Origin of the sequence: Maribacter aquimaris (assembly GCF_014596745.1) — a bacterium.
Taxonomy (GTDB): Bacteria; Bacteroidota; Bacteroidia; order Flavobacteriales; family Flavobacteriaceae; genus Maribacter_A; species Maribacter_A aquimaris.
Genome location: NZ_JABTCF010000001.1, coordinates 675,242 through 700,176 on the forward strand (window position 1 = coordinate 675,242; position 24,935 = coordinate 700,176).

17 protein-coding genes are annotated in these 24,935 nt (G+C 40.5%); 7 read left to right on the top strand and 10 right to left on the bottom strand.

All coding sequences use genetic code 11. The annotated features are described in order from the left end of the window. Window positions 1–26: 26 nt before the first annotated feature. A complete protein-coding gene (locus HPE56_RS03010) occupies window positions 27–1,208 on the bottom strand; it encodes an aldose epimerase family protein (RefSeq protein ID WP_188242275.1) in 1,182 nt (393 codons plus the stop codon). 661 nt (window positions 1,209–1,869) lie between these two features. On the opposite strand from HPE56_RS03010, the gene HPE56_RS03015 reads away from it, so the two are divergent. From HPE56_RS03015 to HPE56_RS03035, 5 genes are all read left to right on the top strand, one after another. Then, window positions 1,870–3,300 carry a TolC family protein gene (locus HPE56_RS03015; RefSeq protein WP_223170151.1) on the top strand — a complete coding sequence of 477 codons (1,431 nt, stop codon included), beginning with the start codon at window positions 1,870–1,872 and terminating at the stop codon, window positions 3,298–3,300. Window positions 3,301–3,308: 8 nt separating this feature from the next. Then, window positions 3,309–4,283: an HlyD family secretion protein gene (locus tag HPE56_RS03020; RefSeq protein WP_188242277.1), complete on the top strand. Its 975-nt coding sequence runs from the start codon at window positions 3,309–3,311 to the stop codon at window positions 4,281–4,283. A gap of 5 nt (window positions 4,284–4,288) precedes the next feature. Continuing rightward, window positions 4,289–5,476, top strand: coding sequence for an ABC transporter permease (locus tag HPE56_RS03025; protein ID WP_188242278.1), 1,188 nt, complete (start codon window positions 4,289–4,291; stop codon window positions 5,474–5,476). Beyond that, on the top strand, window positions 5,473–6,678 hold the full coding sequence (locus HPE56_RS03030) for an ABC transporter permease (RefSeq protein ID WP_188242279.1): 1,206 nt from the start codon (window positions 5,473–5,475) through the stop codon (window positions 6,676–6,678). Before HPE56_RS03025 ends, HPE56_RS03030 begins: the two co-directional genes overlap by 4 nt. 436 nt (window positions 6,679–7,114) lie before the next feature. After that, on the top strand, window positions 7,115–8,704 hold the full coding sequence (locus HPE56_RS03035; protein WP_188242280.1) for a sulfatase family protein: 1,590 nt from the start codon (window positions 7,115–7,117) through the stop codon (window positions 8,702–8,704). A gap of 355 nt (window positions 8,705–9,059) precedes the next feature. On the opposite strand, the gene HPE56_RS03040 is transcribed toward HPE56_RS03035, so the two are convergent. Continuing rightward, the gene (locus HPE56_RS03040; RefSeq protein ID WP_188242281.1) at window positions 9,060–9,920 is read right to left on the bottom strand and encodes a glycerophosphodiester phosphodiesterase family protein; all 861 of its coding nucleotides are present in this window, start codon (window positions 9,918–9,920) and stop codon (window positions 9,060–9,062) included. A 50-nt stretch (window positions 9,921–9,970) separates the two neighbouring features. Further along, window positions 9,971–12,172 (bottom strand): hypothetical protein, encoded by a 2,202-nt coding sequence (locus tag HPE56_RS03045; protein ID WP_188242282.1) that lies wholly within the window; start codon window positions 12,170–12,172, stop codon window positions 9,971–9,973. A gap of 349 nt (window positions 12,173–12,521) precedes the next feature. Between HPE56_RS03045 and HPE56_RS03050 the strand changes: the two genes are divergently transcribed. Continuing rightward, window positions 12,522–14,486 (top strand): FG-GAP-like repeat-containing protein, encoded by a 1,965-nt coding sequence (locus HPE56_RS03050; protein ID WP_188242283.1) that lies wholly within the window; start codon window positions 12,522–12,524, stop codon window positions 14,484–14,486. Between the two features lie 100 nt (window positions 14,487–14,586). Here the strand turns inward: HPE56_RS03050 and HPE56_RS03055 are convergent, their stop codons facing one another. From HPE56_RS03055 to HPE56_RS03075, 5 genes are all read right to left on the bottom strand, one after another. Then, window positions 14,587–16,839, bottom strand: a complete 2,253-nt coding sequence (locus HPE56_RS03055) for a ligand-binding sensor domain-containing protein (protein ID WP_188242284.1) — start codon at window positions 16,837–16,839, stop codon at window positions 14,587–14,589. A 178-nt stretch (window positions 16,840–17,017) separates the two neighbouring features. Continuing rightward, the gene (locus HPE56_RS03060; RefSeq protein WP_188242285.1) at window positions 17,018–18,418 is read right to left on the bottom strand and encodes a purple acid phosphatase family protein; all 1,401 of its coding nucleotides are present in this window, start codon (window positions 18,416–18,418) and stop codon (window positions 17,018–17,020) included. A gap of 82 nt (window positions 18,419–18,500) precedes the next feature. Then, window positions 18,501–19,490 (bottom strand): Gfo/Idh/MocA family protein, encoded by a 990-nt coding sequence (locus HPE56_RS03065; RefSeq protein ID WP_188242286.1) that lies wholly within the window; start codon window positions 19,488–19,490, stop codon window positions 18,501–18,503. A 47-nt stretch (window positions 19,491–19,537) separates the two neighbouring features. Beyond that, window positions 19,538–21,016: a sodium:solute symporter family transporter gene (locus tag HPE56_RS03070; RefSeq protein ID WP_188242287.1), complete on the bottom strand. Its 1,479-nt coding sequence runs from the start codon at window positions 21,014–21,016 to the stop codon at window positions 19,538–19,540. A 27-nt stretch (window positions 21,017–21,043) separates the two neighbouring features. Beyond that, window positions 21,044–21,937, bottom strand: a complete 894-nt coding sequence (locus tag HPE56_RS03075) for a dihydrodipicolinate synthase family protein (RefSeq protein WP_188242288.1) — start codon at window positions 21,935–21,937, stop codon at window positions 21,044–21,046. A 139-nt stretch (window positions 21,938–22,076) separates the two neighbouring features. Between HPE56_RS03075 and HPE56_RS03080 the strand changes: the two genes are divergently transcribed. After that, the gene (locus HPE56_RS03080; RefSeq protein WP_188242289.1) at window positions 22,077–22,925 is read left to right on the top strand and encodes an AraC family transcriptional regulator; all 849 of its coding nucleotides are present in this window, start codon (window positions 22,077–22,079) and stop codon (window positions 22,923–22,925) included. 31 nt (window positions 22,926–22,956) lie between these two features. Here the strand turns inward: HPE56_RS03080 and HPE56_RS03085 are convergent, their stop codons facing one another. Next, window positions 22,957–23,607, bottom strand: coding sequence for a hypothetical protein (locus HPE56_RS03085; RefSeq protein ID WP_188242290.1), 651 nt, complete (start codon window positions 23,605–23,607; stop codon window positions 22,957–22,959). Between the two features lie 58 nt (window positions 23,608–23,665). Continuing rightward, entirely contained in the window at window positions 23,666–24,934 is a 1,269-nt protein-coding gene (locus HPE56_RS03090; protein ID WP_188242291.1) for a hypothetical protein, read from the bottom strand. Window position 24,935: the final 1 nt, after the last annotated feature.

Here is a 24,935-nt window from a genome sequence, read left to right on the forward strand (position 1 = left end):
TTTTCTTTTCTTTGGGTAACCTTTTTCTATTTGGTTCCGAACTTAAAGTAAGTAGCCGTGGAGTATTTTTCTCCCGGATTCAAGATTACGGAAGGAAAATCGGTCTGGTTCGGGGAATCGGGATAATGTTGGGTTTCCAAGCAAAGTCCACTTCTTTTACCGAAAGTACCCCCATCCGGTCTTGGAAGTGTGCCATCCAAGAAATTTGCTGTGTACAATTGAACCCCTGGTTCGGTAGTGGCAACTTCCATAACCCTTCCCGTTTCTGGATCATATACCTTAGCCACTGTTCTTAAACCTGCATCTTGACCCTTTAATACCCAGCAATGGTCATATCCGCCACCTTTGTTAATTTGATCATTATCAGCATTGATATCCCTTCCTATTGGCTTGGGGGACCTAAAATCAAATGGAGTCCCAGCTACATCCATAAGTTCCCCTGTAGGAATCAGGTTTTCATCCACAGGAACCAGTTGATCCGCTTCCAATGAAACCTCATGATCCATTATGGTTTTCGAGAAATCCCCAGAGAGGTTAAAATAGGAATGTTGTGTCAGGTTCACCACAGTAGGTTTATCGGTAGTCGCTTCGTAGGCTACTTGCAAGGTATTGTCTTGGGTAAGTGTGTAGGTAACGGTAGTGTTGAGATTCCCTGGGAAACCTTCTTCCATATCCGTACTCAGATAACCCAGTTTTAATATCGCATTTTCATTTTCATCCGTCGCTTCCACTTTCCAAACCACTTTATCAAAGCCTTTTAGCCCCCCGTGCAAATTGTTTGGGCCATTATTTGCCGCCAAGTTATATTCCTTGCCATTCAATGAAAATTTGGCGTTTGCGATTCTATTGCCATATCTACCGACCAAAGCGCCGAAAAAAGGATTTTCCTTTTCGTAATGTTCCAAAGTATCAAACCCCAAGACCACATTACTAAACTTTCCATGTCGATCCGGAACGGACAATCCCGTAATCCGGCCACCATAGGTTATGATATCCACTTCCATTCCATTTGTATTCCTCAACGTATAAAGTTCTACGGTCTTGCCCTCAGAGGTAGTGCCATAATCCTTTTTAGTGACGGTAGCTTTTGATTTCTGTTCCATAGGATCTTTTATGTTTTCTTGTTGGATTTTATTCTTACAACTTACACCACCAAAGGTCATTGCTATAGTCAACAAAAGGAAATAAATACATTTTGATTTTCTCATAACTTTTTGTCCATTATACACGGTTGACCTTGCGGAGACTGGGGACCATAAACCTTGTCCCAATCCATAGGCTATTCATGGCTAGCCCAAAAAATACCCGTATCCCCAATAGGGATGTTTTCAAGGAATCCTCAGTTTCCATCGGTTGCAATAAAGAAAAGATCGCAGCTTAAACTGCAATCTTTTCCAAAAAAATTTCAAATTACAGTTATGTAATCTTAATTCAGCAACTCTTAAAAAGTGTATTTGTTACACATTTAAAAGTAAGAAAGTTTTCTAAATGAACAAGTATCGAATCGATAATATTTTTTAATTCTGGTTATTTTATGATGATGTTTAAATAAACCGAATACAATTCCATAATTTTGTCCTTTAATTATAAAATAGGGATGATTATTCCTTAAGGGGACAAAAAACCAATAACAATAACCAACCGAACCCCATACTTACCCCCATTATGAAGACCCCTATATATTAGGGTATCAAGACATATTCCGATACCGAAGGATAATCAAAAAACCTGAATTTTTATGACTTATGTCATAAATAGTAATAGTATATCGAGGGAACTTTGTATCGAAAATTTTAGATATACATTTATACTATCAGTATGAGTATTTGGATGAAAAAAATATCAAACATCCCATTCAAAACAATCGTGATGTTATTCATTGTGATTCCCTTTACCTCTTATGTGAACGGACAAGAACGGGAAATCAGTCTTTCCGAGGCATTGGATCTAAGCTACAACAACAATGAGCAAATCAAGCGTTACTCGGAACGTGTAAAACAAAAAATCTATGAGGACAAAGCGGCTAAGGGCAATTTTATGCCGTCTGTAAATCTTGTAGGTGGCTATACGTACCTTAGTGAGAATATAGAGGTGAACTCTTCCCAAATGTCGAGCTCTTTAGACCAATTGGGCGGTAAATACAATGCGGCATTTGTGCAAGCCTATGGCGAACAGATCGGTCTGTCGGGTGTTAGTGCCGAAAGTGCATTCAGCACTATGGTCAGTGTTTTAGGACAATTCCCCGATTACACCAATATGATTATCGATAATCAGGAATATGTGACCGCAGCCTTGACCGCTACCCAACCCTTATTTACGGGAGGAAAAATAATAGCTGCAAAAAAATATGCCAAAGCCGAATTACAATCTGCCGATATAGAACTTAAACAGGTTAAGGATGAAATAGCCAATGAACTGATTGAACGCTATCTGAATGTAGTATTGCTAAAACAGGTTATCAAAGTCCGTAAGCAGGTTTATGACGGCATGCTCAAACACAAGGAACAAGCCGAACGCGCCATACAGCTAGAGATTCTCCCCAAACATGTTTTGTTACGGGCCCAGGTTGCCGTAGCCGATGCCGAGAAAGATCTAAATAATGAGCGCAATAAAATGCAATTGGCAGAAATGGCGTTGCGTTCCACAATGAACGTACCCGATTCGGTTCATTTCAAGGTTATGGACAGTATCGCATATCGGGATATTTATCTCAATTTTGACACCCTCTTAAATACCGCATACGCCCAACAACCCATACTGGAATTGATCAATCAGAAGGAAGTAATGGCCAAACAGGCACATGCTATTGAAAAATCAAAGTTTATGCCCAATGTGGCGGCATTTGGTAGCTATAATATGTTTCGAGAGGATTTACCCATAATTCCACCTAAATTTATCGTCGGTGTACAGGCACAGATCAATATTTTCAATGGTTTTAAGGACATCAACAAGCTTAAAGCCAGTAAACATTTGCAAATGGAAGTGGAAAACGCAAAAGAATACGCTACACAGCAAATCCACTTACTGGTAAAAAGCAACTATACCAATGCCTTAAATCAGAAAAAACTCTACAATAGCCATATCACCACGGTTGAGCTGGCCAAGGAGAACCTAAGGATAAACAAACGACGATTTGAAGAAGGCATTGGCAAGTCCATTGATGTTATCGATGCCTCTTTATTATATGAAAAATCGAAAGTGGAACAATTGGTAGCCTTGGATGGTTATTTTAAAGCCATTGCCAATTTATATACAGCCATAGGGGAGCCAGAAAGAGTAATTCAAATCATTAGTAAATAAGCATCATCGTGAAAAAAGCACATATCACATTAGCCATTCCGGTACTTGTCATCCTATTTTCAATTGTATACTTTATCATTCGAGCAAGTTCTTCCAATCCAGAAATATATACAGGTATCTTGGAAACCACAGAGGTAAATGTGTCTTCCGAAATTCCGGGAAGGGTAAATACCATTGTGGTCGAGAAAGGGCAAACAGTTGAAAAAGGTCAGTTATTGGCCACTTTGGAGGCCGACGTACTCGACGCGAAAAAGGGTCAGGCCGAGGGTATGGTCAAAGCTGCCCGCTCTTTGGTTGAAAAAGCGGAATTCGGTGCAAGGACTGAGGAAATAAATGCTCTGAAAAACCAATATCAAATGGCTAAAAGCCAATTTGATTTTGCCGAAAAAACCTATAAAAGATATAAGGCCTTATATGCGGACAGTATTATTTCCAAACAGGAAATGGACGAGCTTCAATTCAAGTATGACGCCGCCAAGGAACAAATGAATGCCGCCAAATCCATATGGGAAATGGCTAAAAGCGGTGCCCGTAAGGAAGACATTAAAGCCGCCTACGGAAGTTATGAAAGTGCCAAAGGTGCTTATCAGGAAGTTGAGGCTTTCTACGATGAACTACAGATCATCGCCCCCACTGCTGGAATCATCAGTAATCAGATTGCTGAAGAAGGAGAGGTTATGGCGGCCGGCTACCCCATATTGACCATACAAAGACCGGAAAAAATATATGCCATCTTCAATGTAAGGGAAGATGATCTGGCCGATTTTAAGAAAGACAATGTATATACGGCAAAAGTACCCGGTTTGGGTAGCGACGAAGTCAAATTCAAAGTGACCTATATCTCACCTATGGCAGATTTTGCCACTTGGGTTCCTGTAAAGGCCAAGGGGGAATATGAGCTGAAGACCTTTGAAGTACACCTAAAACCCCAAGACCGTATAGAAGAGCTTCGACCAGGTATGTCCATTCAGATTTACAAATAATCAATATGCTCAAGAATTGGCCTGTATATCGTGTTTTTAAACGTGAAATGCTGCGGTTGGCACGGCTGAAATCGGCACGGAATCTATTTATCATTATTCCGTTGGTCGTGTTTCTTCTGCTCGGATCAATTTACTATAAAGGAGCACTTAGGGAGATTCCCGTTGCCGTATACGATAACGACAATAGCACCTTAAGCCGTACATATATCCGGTTTTTGGAGTCTTCCCCCAATCTAAAGGTCACCCATTACCTATCATCATCTGACGCCATTGAGAATGCCTTTGTTGAAAAAGATGTTCAGGGTGTATTTTATATCCCAAAGGATTTCCATAAAAACATCCTAAAAAACGTACCTACACAGATACGGATATATACGAACTCGACAAACATTGTTTTCGGAAACCTGTTATACAAAACCGCATTACAGGTTACCCAAACCTTAAGTGGGGCCATCGTGGCTAAACGAATAGCCCCTTTGGGCATAAATCCGAACAAAATTCTAGGTACCGTATTGCCCATTAACATAAATACACGGGTTTTGGGGAACCCACAATATAATTATGTGTATTATCTGTTACCTGGCTTGACCACCGTTTTATTACAAATGATCATTTTCCTGGCCGCCGCCAGGGCTTTCAACCTTGAATGGAAAAACAACACTTATCAGGAATTGTTTTCCCTCGCCAGAGGAAGTATCCCCACCATGGTATTGGGCAAATATTTTGCTTATATGGTCTATTCCCTTGGTTTGTCCGGATTGACATTCGCCATCATATTCCCCATTTTTGGGATTCCCATCTACGGGAACATAGGCTTTCTATTCCTATTACTATTACTTTTTATCACCGTTAGTATTATAATGGGATTCGGATTGTCCCTAATGGTCAAGGATGAAATCATTGCCCTTGATGCCGCTATTTTCTACAATTCGCCTGCCTTTGTGTTCAGCGGATTCACCTTTCCGATCTGGGCAATGCCTTGGCCCAATACCGTGTATGCCGAAATAATACCCTACACCCATTTCCTAACGGCTTTTCTAAAGTTATATCAACTGGATACGTCACTGAACTTTATTTTACCAGAGGTTTTGAAACTCCTATTATTTTTATTCTGTGGGATACTCATGATCGCGATAGGACTCTTGATCAATAGAAAATCTATTTTTCTTTCCCCAAAGACTGCTGCGTTATGAACCTAAGACTTATTTTGACATTAATTATAAAGGAAGCTGAACTGGTTATCAAAGACCATAGTATCCTTTTGGTTTTATTCATTGCGCCCATACTCTATTTTGTGATGATGGGATCGACCTACATCAAGAAGGATGAGGAAAAAGTCAGTGTGGGGGTTGTGGACATGGACCTGACAAAGAGTAGTAAGTCATTCCTGAATAAGGTCAATGCGACTCAAAAGGTCGATATCACCCATGTGTACAACAGTCTCCCCGAAGCCAAAATCGGAATGTCAAAATTTGAGATTCAAGGAATCATTAGTATACCCCGTGATTTTGAAAAAAAACTCAAAAAGAACGAAAGTTCCCCTATTGGACTTATTCTGAACAACACGAAATTCCTGTCCTCAAACGACATTAACAAGGCAGTGACTCTTGTGACTATGGATTACGCCCTGGAATCGCGACAAAAGTATTTTGAGTCCAAAGGCATAAATCCCACGTTTGCGGAAATAAAGGCCAATCCGATAACCACACAGGTAAATGGGGTATACAATCCGACCAATAATTACGGAAACTTTCTTTTGCCTGCCCTATTGGTGCTTATTCTGCACCAAACATTGCTTATAGGGTTATCGGAAAGCATCGCTTCAGACCGTAAGAAAGGCTTGATGAAAATTGGCTTTGAAACGAGTAAGTATAACTTTCTAACGTATATTACAGGTAAATTAGGCTTTCATCTTTTCTTATATTCAGCGTATTTGCTGTTTACTTTTTTAGTCGCCTTTCCTTATTTCGACCTACCCATCAAAGGTGATTTCCTCACCCTGATTTTCGTTTCCCTGATCTTCTTTATGGCAACACTGCTGTACGGATGGTTTATCTCGACGTTCTTCAGTTCACAAGCCGTAGCGATGGAAATTATGGCCTTTACATCTTATCCTGTTTTCTTGGTAACGGGTATTACGTGGTCAATAAGTGATATGCCCCTGTTTCTGCAGGTCATATCCAACCTTCTCCCTCTAAAACCATTCTTTGTTTTTATAAAAAGACATGCCATTATGGGAGTGGACGCTTACTTGTATAGCCATGAGGTCATTCAACTATTGCTCCTCTTACTACTTGGATACGTAGCTGCCTATTTAAGGTTCCGGTATCTTCAGAAAAAATCAATACAGATGAAACCTATGGTTTCTGGCACCCTTGATCAAAACGGAGTATAAATATTCAAGTACAACCGGATATTCTTACAATCTATGGATCCCATGGTATTCCATTTTTAAATTTCGGCAGATTTACTTTTTATCGTAAAACCTTTAAAATTCCAAAAGTAAATTCCTTGCCAACGTGCGTGGGTGGATTGCACAACCAAAGAATCCATAAAGGAAGCCAGCTGCCAAAATCGAGGGAGAGGTAGCCCTTTTTAATGATTTCCATGCCTTGGCCATATGCAGACCTGAACTTATTATTCCATTGCCTTGAGACCCTCTTAATTCGACAGTATTTAAATTTTCCTTATCGTTAATAGCAGTATCCTTAAAAGAAAAATAATAAATGATTTTGCGTGTACACCTTCAAAATTGTTGTTATATTATCTCTTCAAAAGTTACTTTGAAAATACCAAAAAAAAATAGCCACATTACTTTTAAATTCAAAACTATGACCCACAAAAATTATGTATTTCCAATATTTACCTTTCTTGCCATCTTAGCGGTAAGTTGTAAAAATAAAAGCACGGAAATCCATAAATCCATGGAATTACCCAAAAGTCCCAATATTGTGCTTATTTATGCCGATGATCTAGGCTATGGCGATATAAGTCCTTATGGATCCATTGGCCTTCAAACCCCTTATTTGGATTCTTTGGCCACGGAGAGCATCGTATTTCGAAACGCCTATGCAACCGCAGCGACATGTACCCCTTCCCGTTATTCGCTGTTAACGGGTAATTACGCTTGGCGAAAGAAAGGTACCGGTGTTGCAAAGGGAGATGAGTCCCTATTGATCGATACGGCTAGCACAACCTTACCTTCCATTTTAAAATCCGCTGGATATGAAACCGGTATCGTGGGCAAATGGCATTTGGGTCTTGGAGGCATAGGAGGCCCCGATTGGAATGGGGAAATAGCTCCTGGACCTTTGGAAATTGGGTTCGATTACTCCTATATCATCCCTGCGACCGGAGATCGTGTTCCCTGTGTTTTTGTTGAAAATCACAATATTGTGGATCTAAATCCTAACGATCCCATCAAAGTAAATTACAAAGAAAAAGTAGGGGATTGGCCCACTGGCAAGGAAAACCCGGAACTGCTAAAAATGAAACCTTCACAAGGCCATGACAACACCATTGTAAATGGCATAAGTCGCATTGGCTGGATGACGGGAGGACGTGATGCACTTTGGGACGACGAGACCATCGCCCAGCAATTAGTGAAAAAATCGACCGACTTTATCGAATCGAATAAAAACGAACCATTTTTCCTTTATCTCTCTACCCACGATATCCATGTACCAAGGGCTCCCAATAAAATGTTCCAAGGTAAAAGCGGTCTGGGACCCAGAGGCGACGTAATCCTGCAATTGGATTGGACAGTGGGTCAAATAATGTCCTTCCTTAGACAACAAGATCTGATGGACAACACCATAGTAATCTTTTCTAGTGACAACGGCCCGGTTGTTGACGATGGATACTATGACCAAGCAAGGGAACTCATTGGAGACCATAAACCAACAGGTGATTTAAGGGGCGGTAAATACAGTTCCCTTGAAGGAGGGGCGAGAATCCCTTTGATTGTAAGATGGCCAGATGGTAAAGGAAAGGGAACCGTTTCCAATGCCATGATCAGCCAAGTGGATTTCTTAAAATCCTTTGGCCGTTTGGCAGGGGTTGATACAATCCAAAATGATGTAATCGATAGCCAGGACCGCTTAGACGTTTTATTGGGCGACGACAAGGTTGGCAGAAATGCATTGGTCCAAGAAAGTTTTGAAGGGCCCTTATCCTATATTGAGGGTACTTGGAAATATATTGCACCGCACAACGGCCCTAAAATGGTTCCATGGGGACCAAAGATCGAGACTGGATTCGAGCCCAACCAACAACTATACAATTTGAAAGAAGATTCTGGGGAGTCCAATAACCTGGCCGATAAATTTCCGGAAAAGACCGAGGAAATGGAAAAGAAACTAGCGGCCATCCTAAAAAATTCCTTTACCAACAAACTGGAGGTAAATGTAGAGCAATATTAAAATCAATTTTTATGGTAAAAAGGACACTTTCCCGTAACCGCATAAGTTGAAAATAACGAGGGTTTGACTTTTATTTAAAAAGTCAAACCCTTTTTCATAGAACCAAAGGAATTGATTTAGAATGACGCACCATTTTCCCATGGACAAGCCTCCCTATTTGGCAGCTTCCCTAGGAACCAAATGTACGGGATTCAACATCACATCGTCAGTAAAAGAATGGCTTGTATCTTGGTATGCGTTTCCTATAAAATGCACCGCACCAATATGGGTCTAAAGGACCATGATTTCCATAATCCAAATAGACGTCCTATTATCGAATATTACTAGGACCTTTTATTGTTTATAGCGTTTTCAATCAATGATGCAACCCTTTATACCTTAGAAGTTCCAACAACATTTCAGGTTCATCGGTTTGAATCATATTTGCACCGTACTTTATAAGTTCTTGAACAACTTCTTCCCCCTTACCGTATCGGATAAGCGCATCTTTTTCCCCCAACGTATTTATCCAAATTCTTGAATTGTTCTTTTTTAGTAAATCACCAACCTCCTTGGTATTGAATTTTGAATCAATATGTACGACGGGTGGCGCAAACTTTACAATGGCCGAATCTGCCATTTGCAAAGAATAGGCTCTAGGCATAAGTTGCGCCGACTTATCCAATTCCTTTATTAAATCCAATTGATCGTAATCATTGTCAAAATAAAATACCTGATCACCCATATCAAAGTCATGAACTGCCTTTAAAATACCTTTAACATTATCCGTCTTCATATCGACATCAACCATAATCTTGCCTTTGGTTACTTTTAAGAACTCTTCAAAGGTTGGCACGGTTTCATCACTTATTCTACCATAGGGTGCCTTAAGCTTATACTTTCTGATTTCAGCCAAAGTTAAATCCTCAACCTTACCTTTTCCTGTAGTAGTTCGATCAATACTTGAATCATGCATTAAAACCAAATATCCATCCTTGGTTGTTTTCACATCAGCTTCGATAATATCAACACCCAATCGAATAGCTTGCTTTGCGGAAGCTATGGAATTTTCGAAATTACCCATATGTGCTCCTCTATGTGAAGCTACAAGAACTTTATTGGCATGAGCCGCATTAAACACCTGTAATGTTTCACTCAGGTCTGTCTTGTTCTTTAAACTTGAACAAGAGACAAAAAAGACGGCCACAAAAAGAACTAAATACTTAAAATTTCCCATTATTACATTAATTTACTGAAAGTATAATACTATTTTCCTTTAAGATTCCTTTATTGTTTTGGAGCACTGATTGCTTCGGCATAACGACCTGCCCAATAAGGCAATAGATAAATATAGGGCGCATATTCTTGTTTGGCATTACCCCCATTATTTCTATATGCACCATTATGCTTGTGTAGTACACGCTCATCACCTGGCAACACTTCAGAATACGTTTGGCTTCTAAAATTAGGCTCGATCATAATCAAGTCCTTACGATGGCTATTGTCAATTTTCCAGTCGATCAAATCCATGGGGAATTCGCGCAAATTCCATGCAGACTCCTCGCTATCAATGGTTGTACTACCGGTTAGGGCAAAAAGATAGTTCCACAAAGGGTTCTTCTCTGAACGTTCGACTTCCCAATGGCTTTTTACCGTTTCGAAATGCTTTGCTCGTTGTTCCTCAGTAAACGAATAATTTACAAAACCCGGTATGGTCAAAAAATACATTTCATCATCAGAATGATTCCAACGGTCGCTTAAATCCTGGCCTTCAACAAAACCAATGGTAGTTGCTGGGCGATTTGCATTTTCATCATAACCATATTTCTTGATTAACTTTAGGGCCGCCTTCTTATATTTTTCATCTTTTGTAAAATGATATGTCGTTTGCAAAAAGGACAGTATAAGGGTAGAATTCAATCTTCTATCACCCACATTTATCGGAAAACTATTTACGTATTTGGGGTTCCACTTGCCCCATGCCGTAGGCTTACCGTTCCAATCGACCAAATACCAATTATTATCCATAATATGATCCATTTGAATCTTGAGTTGGTGTATTGCGCGATCTCTCCATTCTTGATCCGGGGCCAACTCCGCAAAAAGCGCATGAACATAGAAATGTCCACAGGTTTCATCACTACTGGTTGTCGATTTCCATCGCCATTTTCCATCATCGGTCAATCGCCAGATCCTACCATTTTCGGCTACGTGTTTTTTATACCATTCCTCAGAGAACCCATTTGCATGCAGTCCCATCTCATAACCGTCACGTTCGAATGACCTTGCCGGAAAACCATCCATCGGAGGAAGTGCCGTCAGCCTTTCCATAGCTTCAAAGGCCTCATAGGCATTTTGTTTTGCATCCTCATCCTTGGTAACCGCATAGCGATACAATTCCCCGGCCAAATACATCGATGTCCATAAACCATCATTATCGGTATCATGGTAGTAACCTGTTGTTAAATCTCCAGGTGTTTTCAATTCAAGATTAGCAGTAAAACCATATCGAATATGACGCAAACGCTGGATTTTTTGAAAATACGCTGCTTTTTCAGCGAGGGTCATCGACACAAAATTTATTTGTGACAAGCCCGTTTTGGTAGCAATGAGCACGCTATTATCAGGCCCTTTTGCTATGTCGATCACCTCATCATCAACCAACCAACGTTTTGATGCATAATAGTCATACTTACCATCCTCACGTAATTTGAATGCCCCTTTTGTAGACCCCAACCACAAATCATTATTGATATTTTTAATTGCTGTGATTTCCGTCCAAGGTAATTTCTGATTGACTTCACTTTCTTTTAAAGCAGTACCGGTTAAAGTAATAATGCCATTATTGGTCCCAACAACGATATCATCCTTATAAACGGCCATGGCAGTCAAGTTTGAACCCGAGTATAGTTTTTTAAGTTCCGGTTTGGCAAGTGCAACCCCATAAATAGCGTTCGAACCCAAAAGCAAGAAACGATTCTTTCGGTTATCATATTTTAATGAAATAAGGTCCAATCCGTTTTGATTGGTTTCCCATAATATCTTTCCTTCCTTATTGATTAATTTCAATGTATTGGCAGAAGAGACCAAAGCCGTAAATTCCGAACCCATTACAAAATGGGTTGGTTGCTGCAAACCATGTTCCACTTCAAACGTTCCGCCCCATGCATTACTTAAGACAGAGGTATCGGTCAAATAGACAAATTGGTTTTGATAGTTGTCGATAGCGACTATTTTCATATCCGTTAGGGGCCTATATTGCAGATCCAAAGACAGTTCATTTTCAAATGCATTCAAAAGTCCGTCAGCAGAGAGCATTTTAATCGCTAAGTTCCGATCACTCCTTACTTGTTTCAGGTGTACACCCTTGACCGATTCCTGTAGTTCAAATTTTACTGCGTAATCCTGAAGATAAGGCACATCCTCATATTGTTGCGCGGTTAAAACAATCGACATAAAAAGACTTAAAACCAATGTTAATTTTCCCATAAATTCCTTGCTTTGATAAGTGGATAAAATTAGCATTATGAAAAACGCTTTCATTCATCATTATTGATTAAAACACATAATATATTGACCTAAAAGCCAATTTTAATCGAATTCATCCATCTTCCATCCTTCTTGATTATACATCACTAATCGGAAACATAACTGCTAATCTGGTATCCCTTTAAAAGAAAATCCAATGGTTTTGCAACAAACACCCTGAACCTTGCTCTATTTAATTTTTCTAAAAAAGGTCAATTTTCCATATAAACAAATCAATAATAATAGATAACTACACTAAAGCTATTCCTATTTTTACGTAACCAATTATGTACAGACTATCCTCTTTATTATGAATTCTACCAAAGCGTTACTATTTATTGTTCTATCCACACTGTTAAGTTGTAAAACAAAAAACGAATCCAATGTCGAATTTTCCCCAAAGTTTGAACGTTTGGCCTATAACAATCCCGGCTTAACGGTCGACCTGGGGGTGGGACTATGGGCTTCCCCGCTACCTATGGATTATGACAATGACGGGGATTATGACCTATTGGTTTCCTGTAGTGATGTGCCTTTTCATGGAATCTTCTTTTTCGAAAACACCAGTGGTGATTCCTTTCCGGTCTTCGCCCCGGCCGTCAAGGTTAGCGATGACCCCGTAAAACACATCCAAGTATCTTATGTTAATGGGGAACCCCGTTTTTTGAGACCTGGTGAGGAATTGAAAGATTTTAAAAACACTTTTGCCGATACGTCCGAAGTACTCTACCCAGGGGATGCTTTTGAAAAACTCCATAATAAAATCCGATTCAATCAATGGAAATACGTCGATTATGAGAATGATGGTGATCTGGATATCATTGTTGGAATCCAGGATGGGGAGGATTATGGATGGGATAATGCCTTTGATGACCATGGCATTTGGACCAACGGACCGCTTCATGGCTACGTCTATCTGATCGAAAACGTAAACGGTACCTACGCGTTGAAGGATAAGATTACCGCAGACGGAGAACCTATTGACGTCTACGGTGCCCCTACCCCAAACTTCGACGATTACGACAATGATGGTGATTTGGACATTATTTGTGGGGAATTTATGGATAAATTCACATGGTTCGAAAACATCGGTACGCGGGAAAAGCCAAAATACGCCAAGGGTAAGTATTTGGAAAACGAGACTGGAATTATAGCCATGGACCTCGAAATGATCCTACCCGTTTCTTTGGACTGGGACAAGGATGGCGACATCGACTTGGTTGTCGGGGACGAAGACGGTCGGGTGGCTTTCGTTGAGAATACCGGAAAAACCAAGAATGGCATGCCGGTGTTTAACGACCCCAAGTACTTTCAGCAAAAAGCGGAACACGTGAAATTCGGAGCGTTGGTCACTCCTTTTAGCACCGATTGGGACGATGATGGTGATGAAGATCTTATCTGTGGCAATTCTGCAGGATATATTGCATTTATTGAAAACCTCGATGGAAAGGATACCCCCAAATGGAATGCCCCAAAATTACTGTCCGCCGAAAATGAAACCATAAGGATCCAAGCTGGTGAGAGTGGCTCCATCCAAGGCCCCTGTGAAGCAAAATGGGGCTATACAACCTTGTCGGTAGAGGATTGGAACAATGATGGCTTAAAGGATATCATCGTAAACTCGATATGGGGAAAAATTGTTTGGTATGAAAATATAGGCACAAAGGGGAACCCCAAACTTAGTGCCGAAAAACCCATTCATGTGCAATGGGAAAACGAAACACCCAAACCGGAGTGGTATTGGTGGGATCCCGAACCGAACACCTTGGCTACCCAATGGAGAACAACACCCAATGCCACTGATTGGAATAAAGATGGACTAATGGATTTGGTTATGTTAGATCAAGAAGGGTATTTAAGCTACTATGAGCGATTTAAAGATGGGGCGGAGTTAATTCTAAAACCAGGGCAGCGGATTTTTCATTCAGCAAATGGCACCTTTGATCGAAAAAACAAGCTTATTGATATATCAAACGGTCCATTAAGGCTCAGCGAGAAAAAATATGGCAGCAGTGGAAGGCGAAAACTTGCTTTTGGCGATTGGGATGCCGATGGGGATATTGATATTTTGGTCAACGGCATCAATGCGGCCCTATGGGAAAATATCGGACAGGCCGATGGTAAAGTAGAATTCAAATTCAACGGCAACTTATCGGATCTGAAGTTAGCCGGCCATACCACGAGTCCCACACTCGTTAACTGGGACAATAAAGGAAATCCCGATTTACTTTTGGGTGCCGAGGACGGCTATTTCTATTATTGGAAAAATGACTGATTAAAAAATCGAAACCGTTTACGGGAATAGATCCACCATGCCTGATTGAGCGATAGCTTTACACACAATGGAAAACAATGCACAAGTGGACGTGCCCCCATTATTCTGTTTGTATCAAATTAAGGTAACGCCCCATCCAATAGGGCAAAAGCCAATAAACAGGTTCCTTTTCCTGGGCCGGGTTGCCAACTACAGCCTCGTAGATATTATTGTCCCAACGCACTGCACGGGATTCACTTGGTGGTCGCAACGCGACCTGTAGTTCCTCTAATATGGGTTCCCTGACTACTTTTAAATCCTCGCGTTTACCATTGTCAATATTCCAATCGACCAAATCCAATGGAGCATCCTTAAGAAAAGCAATGGAAGCCTCAAGTTCATCATTACCACCGGAAAGATAATTATAGGTAAAATTAACAAGGGGACTATTCGTTTTCCTGTTCTTTTCAAACCACTGGTTTAAATGGATTACATATTCCTTCTTAATCTGTGGATCATCCTCATACTTTATCAACGGGGGGTAAACATACAAAGCCATATAAATATCGAAATACGTTTCCCATGCAGGATTTGTAGCATGCAACATTTTAGCGTTTTCAAGGTACCCCTCTTTATTTATCAATTTTAAATATTCGTTCTCATATTTTTTATTTTTGGTAATGTGGTACGTAAATTTCAAAAAAGAGAGCAATTCAAGGGAGTTCAAAGCCTTTTCCGAAGCCCATTCTGGATCGTTATTCAGCATTTGAGGTGACCATACCCCCCACTTTGTATGCTTACCATCGGCTCCTATCAAGTTAAAATCATTTGCGATCAGATGATCCATTATCTTACTGAAATGGTTTGCTACACGTTCCTTTTCTTGGTTATCCGCAACCAATGTATAATAGCAGTAATAACCGAAGAGGTGGCCACAAAGCTCATCACTACTCGTATCTCCTTTCCATTTCCACTTTCCATCTTTAGAAATATGCCAACGCTGTTCCACGGGTTTTTGTCGTGGATTTTTGATTATTTCCTCCGCCAATTCCCGATCCGTATAGGTACGGTCCATATCGTGTGATTCTTCCCAGGATACCGGTATAATCGTTCGTGCAAAGAATCCATCAATTTCGGTCACTTCGCGCAAATAATGTAGAAAATCAAATGCTTTTTTAGCCCTTTCCTTCGCCTGTGGATTTTTTGTGGTTGCGTATCGAAATGATTCCATGGCCAAGTACATTGCCGTATATTCCCCATCATTGTCGTCATCTTCCGGGACAATGGATGTTGTATCCCCGGGAATCGTAAGTTTGGACCTCCCTACAATCCATGGTTCCCGAACGTGACGTGGTATTAATTTCTTGTAGAAATAATCCGCTTTGGATTGAAGCGTCATTTGCTTTTTCCTGATAGCACTAACACCATTTGCAGTGGCAATCCATGCATTTCCATCAGTATCAAAAGCAATGTCCCGTACCTCATTATCCATCAGCCAACGTCTACTCAATCGTATTGAATATTCCTTTTCCCCCGGTGTAAATCTTGTAATGCCATAATTTGTCCCGACCCACATAATACCATTGGGTGCTTTTTTAACCACATTGATATTGGCATTCGGTAGACCATCCTGGGGCAATTTTTCCCCTACTTTTTCAGTAGCATTCCGGATTGCAATACCCCCCATACTTCCAACCCACAATTCACCTTGACCGTCATAATCGATCCCTTTGACATAAGCACTTACCAGGTCATTATTCTTTTGATAGACCTTTGTTTCCCCATCATTACAATGATATAGTCCGACATCGGTCCCTACCCACAACCCTCCATTATTATCGGACAGGGCTGCCCTTATGCTTCTGGCGATGTCATAATCCTTTTTGACCCAATTTTCCTTATTGTAAAACCAATTACCATAGGGTCCCAAGGCGTATACCCCCTCTTTAGCACAAACCACTTTTGCGATGGGCGGATTAAGCCCTTCCATTTTTTTGATTCCCTTGGATGTATAGGTATAGACACCATTCCATGTTGCCATCCATAGGGTTCCTGTAGCGTCCAATCCCACATCATATGCAGGGCCTTGATCTGCATCGGTAATCATAAGTTGCCAATCTTGGGAAGTTGCTTTTTTTCGATATATGCCATCCTTGGTGGCGACCCATATATTTGAATCCACATCTAGACTTATGGCCCTTATATCATTTGCGTCTGGATTATTCCCTTCGACCCAAAAACCTTCGTGGTATTCCTGTTCAAAAGGTACATCTACATAAAACGATCTGTTCCCTGCCTTGGTTTCATCGGTTTTATATGGAGTTTCCTTACACGATATAATAGAAAGGATTATAAGTAAAATCGATTTTCTCATGGTTGATGTGGTATTTATGACTTTTGGGAACTCTTCTAATCCAACATGCAAGAATTAGGACAAACCGGAAAACCGGATTTATTTTGGGTGTGAAAAAGGTTATTTTTATTATTCCAAAATGGGTAGAAAAAATGCAATAGGGGTTTCCGTAAAGGCTTCCCTAATCCGGAATCTAGAATTACTTTGGCGCTACAAAATCACTTTTCAACCGTATTGGACTATCCGGTACCTTGTTTATCAATTTCTTTTTACCTCTCTTTTTTATGATCTCAAAGGCATCGTATAGCGTACCTATTGGGGTGTAGGCCCCATAGGTTATCTTGTCTTCCGACACAGTAATAATCTGGAACAGTTGGGTATACTCCCCCCTCCTGATCATCCATTCCTGGTCTTCAGATTCATACATTTTTGGCCCACTTACCGATACGGCATAAACCGTACCTGCATCTTTCACTACCGTTAATCCTTTACCTTTATTTTCCGGAAAACCTCTTGCATAGGTATGGTCATGTCCTTGTAAGACTAAATCAACCCCATATTTATCGATCAAAGGCTTTATAGCTTCCCTCAACTCCCAATTATCCCTACCCTCTTTTGTAGAATACACAGGGTAATGCGTCGTTATGGTTATCCATTTTTTGGTGTTTGATTGCAATACGGAATCGAGCCATTTCACTTGGGATTCCCGTGCCTCCATACTTTCATCAAAACCTTCGCTATCTATGGAAATCAGTTTCATATCTTGATAATCAATAACAAAACACGTTTCTTTCAATGCTTCAATCGGCCCATTTTCCGGCAAGGTAAACTGTGGTCTCCATAAAGAAGTCAATATGCCATCCCTGTATTCATGGTTGCCTGGTGTCATTACACTTGGTACCGTGGCGTGAATAAAACTACCCGCATAAAACCATTCACCCCATTCCAAATTGGAGTCCCTATCGCTTATCAAGTCACCGGCATGTAACATAAAATCCACTTGTGGAAATCGACGGTACGAACTGCGAATCACCCTTGACCATAATGATTTTACATCGTTTTGCGCATCGCCAAAATAGATAAAACTAAAAGGTTCCTTCATATCTGTTTGGGCAGTTGTAATTTGGAACCATTCACTCCAGTAGCCATCATCTTTGTTCCCGTTACCCACTCTATACACATACGTCGTATTGGGTTGTAAATTTTCGATCAAGGCCGAATGGTAGGTGGCCTTAACCAGAGGTTCATTCCTATTTTGGTTTTCAAATTTTTGGGAAACCGCCTTTATTCTTCGAACATTTCCCAATAAAAACTCTGGGCCATCAGTGGCCAAAGCCACCTCTACCACTCCATTAGGCACTTGTTGATCGGTACGCCAATTAACGGCAAAAGTATGCGCGGCATCCACAGTAAGATTCGAAATAATACGATCTGGAGTATTTGACGGATATATCAATTTATGCGCTGGGGTCGCCATGTGTTCCATATAATGGGAATGGCTGTGCACCACTCCGTTTGCATGCTCATGTTGGGCATGTAATGTCACATTCAACATAAACATTATCACAAAAACTGAAAGACTCCTTAATGTTCCAATCATTAATTTTATTCTTTTTTTAAACTATTTTAATCTTGGTTAAAACCAATATCCATAGAGCAACTTATTGTTAACGCTACACTCCTTAAATAGTAACTCGACTACCTAATCTATGGCTTTCGTGTAATTTTCCAATGACCATCAGGTTAGCAATAGCATCATCCAGGGGTACCGGTGTTGCCTTATCTTCCAATATAGCCAATGAGAAAGCATCGGCCTGCAGTGTATATTGATCACAAATTTCAAATTCAATTTCCGTTATCACCTCATCCTTTGTCAACCACATTTTAGAAGGTCTATTGTTGGGCGGATTAAAAGGAATCTCAAATCGGATACTTCCTTTTGTGCCGAAAATTTGGGCTTGTTGCGTATAATCCAATTGGGTTGCACAAAAGAAGGTGGCATTCCCATGTTCAAATTCAAGGATTCCCGAGGCCAAAATATCCACTTCATATTCCGGATGGTATTCAATGGAAGCGATTACACTTTTTGGTTCTTCGCCAAACAACCATCGTGAAATGGAAATGGAATAGCAACCAATATCCATCAAACTACCGCCACCAAACGATTTCCTATTGGTAATGCTTGTAGCGTCGTCATCAAAAAATGAAAACGAGGATTGTATCGTCTTTAAGGTGCCAATTTCCCCGGAATCAATCAGCTCCTTGGCTTTAACCCATTGTGGATGAAACTTGTACATAAAGGCCTCCATCACCTTAAGCCCTGGATTCTTTTGGACTTCATCCTGTAATCCCAGAACCTCTTTGGCGTTCATTCCCGCCGGTTTTTCAACAAGAACATGTTTTCCTGCCCGTAAGGCCTTGATGGCCCACTCCACATGTAAATGGTTTGGCAGGGGAATATAAACAGCCTCAATTTCGGTGTCATTCAGGAGTTCTTGATATCCCTCATAACATTTTGAAATACCGAATTTTTCTACAATTTTTTGCGCCTTGGCCTTATTTCTTGAAGCTATGGCCAATACATTACAATACTTGCTTTTAAGCATTGCCGGAATAACCTGCTCCACTGCTATGGTCGCTGCTCCCAACACCCCCCATTGTACTTTTTCCATTCTAAAGTATATTATTATTAGCTGTCATACGATATACCCCTATACTCTTATTTACCCCTTTTATTGGTTACCGCAAATAAAAGCGACAATACAATAAGTCCGGCTGTAGCGACCGCACCGATTATTATGGGATCAAGTGTACATTCGAGCCAATCCAATTGGGGTGACAGATCTCTTAAGAAAGTACCCCATATGATAATCAAGATACTAAAAACAACAGCGGTAATGCCCTGCCAAGGTTTGATCTTTACATTAAAGATGGCCAAAAGGAACAGTCCAAGGATTCCCCCTCCGAAGATACCTGAAATCTGCCACCAAATATCAAGTGCACTCTTTGCGTTGATTAACAACAAACTGAAGATTATCCCGAGTAAGCCCCAAATTACGGTTGTCCATCTTAAAAATCCGATACTACTCTTTTCAGAGGCATTGGGTCTAAAATACTTTTTATAATAGTCCAAATAAAGAACCGTTGCCGAAGAATTCAAAGCTGAATCAACTGTACTCATCGATGCGGCAAGAATGGCCGCGATGATAAGTCCCTTTAGCCCTACCGGTAATTCGGTGGCAATAAAATATGGAAAAACCTCGTCACCCTTTATGATTGATGGGTCAAGAACATGCCCCCCTCCTGCATAAAAAGCGAACATTGCGGTTCCTATATAAAGGAATATGGCGGTTAGGGGCAAATAGATGAGCATTGCAATCCATACCGATCTTTTAGCTTTTTTCTCGGTGGCCACCGAACTATATTTTTGCGTATAGTTTTGGTCGGCCATTAGATTTCTGATGTTCTCGGTAACCCCGTATATCACCATCACCAAAATAGTACGGCTACTCAATGACATGGAAGTATCACCTAAACTAAATTTATTCGCATCAAAGGCTTTTTGAATCAGGAAATCGGGTTTTGAAAATACTTCGGTCGTTAATATGTAGGCGCTAAAAAGCAACCCTCCGATCATAATAATCGACTGTAGTACATCGGTCCAAATTACAGCTTCCATGCCCCCCATTAAAGTATAGGCAATGGTCAGCACCCCAATAATCAAAATCAAGGTACGGATATCAATATCAATAAAGGAAGTCAGTAACAGCGAGGACAAATATAGGATTACCGCCGTTCTACCCACCATAAAAAGCACAAAGGAAAAAGAGGCATATATACGCCCCCAATCCCCTATTTTATCCTCAAGGTATTTATAAACTGAAATAATCTTATTCTTTCGATAATGAGGAATAACATATTTGGTCACAAACCAAGCTACAGGTAAGGCCGTTAGGGCAAAAATTAAAGGATGCCAGTTATCGTCAAAGGCCTTACCGGGCACGGCAATATATGAGATACTACTCGTGTAGGCACTCATTACGGCTATACCGGCTGCCCATGCAGGAATACCCCTACCAGCCACCATAAACTCCTCAGAGGTTTTGGTCTTCCTTAAAAAATAAATTCCCATTGCCACCATTATCAATCCATACAAGATCAATATTACCGTGTCAATCGTACCAAGTTGATAATTCATAAGCTTCACTAATTAAACAACAATCTTTTATATTTCGCGCATATATGATTTGATTTTCTCTCGATCCCCATTTTCAAACCTTCGCAATGGTAATGCCATATAATCCTCACAGATGTCCATTGCCGACAATGCACTCTTAATTCCTTTGGTTACCCGCGATTCGTATTTACCCACACTATAAATAGTATCGTAAATATACTTTACCTTTTCATTAAGTTCATCAATAACCAAATTGTTATTTTGAACCGAGGCGTTATAGAGATCCACAAAAAGTCCAGGAACAAAATTGGCCCCACCGGCTACGGCACCATGCCCTCCTTTTCTAATCGTTTCTGACAGAAAAGATTCGGTACCCACGATAATGGGGAAGTCGGGCGAGCCTTTGAATTCCTCAATCAAGGAATTTAAATAATCCATATCGCCAGAGCTATCCTTTATACCAATGGCTCCAAGTTCCTTCGCTCTCTTGACCGTTTTTATCGTTAAGTGTATTTTGGTACAGCTGGGCATATTATACATCATAAAGGGCAATGGCAGTTTAGGGGCCAAACACTCTAAATATTCGATCATTTCATTCTCCGATATGGGAAAATAATAGGGTGGCGCCACCACTACGGCATCCGCCCCGGCATTTTTGGCATGTTCGGCAATGTCAAGTGACCCCAAAAATGACGTATCTGTAATACCTACCAGGACAGGAATCCTACCGGCCACGAATTTACAGGAATATGAAATTAATTCCTTGCGCAATTCATAGGTCAAGCTTGGTCCTTCCCCATTGGTGCCGAGTAAAAAAATACCATGCACCCCTCCAGAAATCAAATGTTCTATAAGTCGTTGCACACCTTCTATATCCAAATTACCATCTGCCGTCAATGGTGTAATCATTGGTGGAATAATACCCTTTAATACTAATTTCATAGTCCTGTTTTTATCTCTTACAAAGAAAATCGAAACATGGCTGGATAAGCGCAATTATTTTATGCAAATCATATAGTATCTTAACTTAGATATCATTTTTTTTATGTAATATTGAAAATAAGAGTTAAAATAGTAAGATATGGAGTTTATTTTTGAGAAAATTTATGTCCCTAACAACCACTCTTTCATTTCTAGGAAATTACCGCTATCATCTGATGCCCGGATTCATTCCCACAAGAATTTCGAACTTAATTATATTACTTCGGGTACGGGTAGAAGAATTGTTGGCGATAACATTTCGGGATTTGAAAAGGGTGACCTTGTATTATTGGGTCCTGAGCTACCACATTGTTGGGAATTATTGGATGCTGAAAAAGATGAGGATCCATCCTGCATTGTGACGCATTTTTCAGAAAATATCATAGACAATGAGTTCTTTAAAATGCCAGAACTCCAAAATGTAGTGGTATTATTGAAACAAGCCAACCGTGGTATTCGATTCAGAACCGAAAACGACAGCGAAATCAGTGAAATTTTAACTGAGCTGTCGCAAAGTGTAGGTCTCGAATATTATATAGGTTTACTTAGGATTTTCAACCTATTGATAAAAATCGAGGATAGGGAAAGACTCTCCAACCCAATGAATCGATCTTCCGTTTTCACCAAAAACATTGAAAAGATCAATAAGGTCTATGAGTATGTCTTCCTAAATATTCAAGAAGGTATTAATCTTGAAGAAGCTTCATCGGTATTGAATATGGCCCCGAGTTCCTTTTGCAGGTTTTTCAAAAAGAAGACCGGTCTTACGTTTATGGAGTATGTAAAAAATGTAAGGGTCGGAATGGCTGCCAAACTGTTAGCCGAAACAGATAAGCAAATCACCCAAATTTGCTATGAAAGTGGTTATAATAATTTAGCTAATTTCAACCACTACTTTAAAGCGAGTATGGGCAAAACCCCATCGGAATATCGCAAAAACTTCAGGTAAGGCCATTTGCAATAAACAAAGTCACTAAAAACTACTTGCGGCCCAAAAGGTTAACCATAAAGCCCATCAAAAACAAAGAAAACGAGAGTAGGCTTATTGGAGGCAATCCTCCGTGCCATTGATCGATCCCCAACCATCCTTTGAAGCCCATAAAAAAAACATGGCAGCCAAAGAAAAGCATGGTACACACCACAATTTTTTTGGATTTCACGGCCACAATAATAGGATATGCCCGTTTAGCCCCTTCCTTAAAACTAAAATGATGGATACCTGCAAGCGTAAACCCCAAGATACCCGCCAGAATAACAATACTCCCCTGTAAGGACAGGGTATAATCCGAAGCAAAGAATTTAGGATAATACCTAGGATTTAAAATTGACATGCTCATTAATAAATGTATTGAAACATAGACGAACCCTATGATACCCATCGATTTTCTTGCATGCAAGATCGATTCTGAAATACGTACCCCCAAATTGCACAATGGTCCTAACGAAAGGCTCCCTATCAATAATACCAATGAAGCCAAAGAAATCCCTTTGTTTAAAACAAACACAGGCACATCCTTCCATGGTACATTCCCCGCCACATTATAACGTACTATCGCATAGGCTATACACAAGAACGTCGTTGCTGTAATTATCCTGTTCCCTATATTTCTGCCACTGTAAACAACTTTCATTCTATCAACTCTAATTATTAACCCCGAAGACAATCCAACTTCACAACTGTATTTTTGATCAAAAGCGATTGTGACTATGTGGCAATTCACCATGGATACTAATCAAGATCACTGTACACAGGGCGATAAACGCCAGAATACCCAATAAATAGACGAACCATTTTTTGCTATTGACCGTATCTGAAACCACATCGAAGGTTCCATAGTTTCCCTTCTTGTACAGAAGAAAGATTGCGATTATATTCAACACATATAAATGGTGGTTTAAAATCATATGACCTGCAAACAAACCTTTGATTACATAACTCATTAAGGCATACAACCCCAAATAGGTAAAGAGAAAAAGAGCTGTTTTCTTTTGGTCATAATGTACGTTCTTCAACCGTGTATAAACCAGAACTACGGTCAATACCATTATCGTCGCGGCAAAAATAGTACTCGACAAAGCTACCTTCTCCAGATTATCAACTTCTCCCAGTCGTTTTAGAAGGTGATCATACGCCAATGATTCGCGATAAACGATCAAGGGTACGAATACAAGGACAATAAATAAGGAGACCCTATTTACCCATGCTCTAGGTTTGGATTCATCCACAGGCCATTTAGAACTGAACACACCATAGGCCATACCCGATCCCCCAAAGAAACCGATACTGTATTCCATCACGTTCCACATATTGAAATCTATCTCCATCACATTGCCCACCACATGCAGAAAATTCCCGAATGCAAAACCGAACCCCCCGCCAAGTGCGGAAAAAACAGCGACCCTAATGGCCGAGTTTTGTTTATTACGGGCCATATACCATAGCATGGCAAGACCAGCGCCCAATATGATAGCCCAGGCCTCAGATCGTGGTGGAGTCATTTTAAATCCGATTTGTTCTACCAGAAAATAGTAGGAAATAAGTCCACCCGCGGTCATCTCTGAAACCAAGGAACCCCATCGAACCTTATTCTGTTTGGTATGACCAAGAACCAAACCAACCAAACCACCTCCAAGCAATCCGAAAAGTGCCCCGATAACAAACAGCATCGAAAGACCATAAAAGGCATTCGGGAAATTATCGGCCCGGCCGTAACCCACGACTTGACCATAACTGATCATACCTCCGGCACCCCACCCTACAGCGGATGCCAGGGCCACTAAAACCATTTTAGGATACCAATCTTCCCTTTTTGCTGCCAAAATCAGGGCTAGCCCTCCGATGGCACCCGCCCATGCCGCACCTTGTTCATGACCGAACTGACCCCTGATGGCCCATGCTGTTGCAAGCGACATGGCAACTATCAATATCCCAAGAACTTGTTGTTTTTTTATATTCATC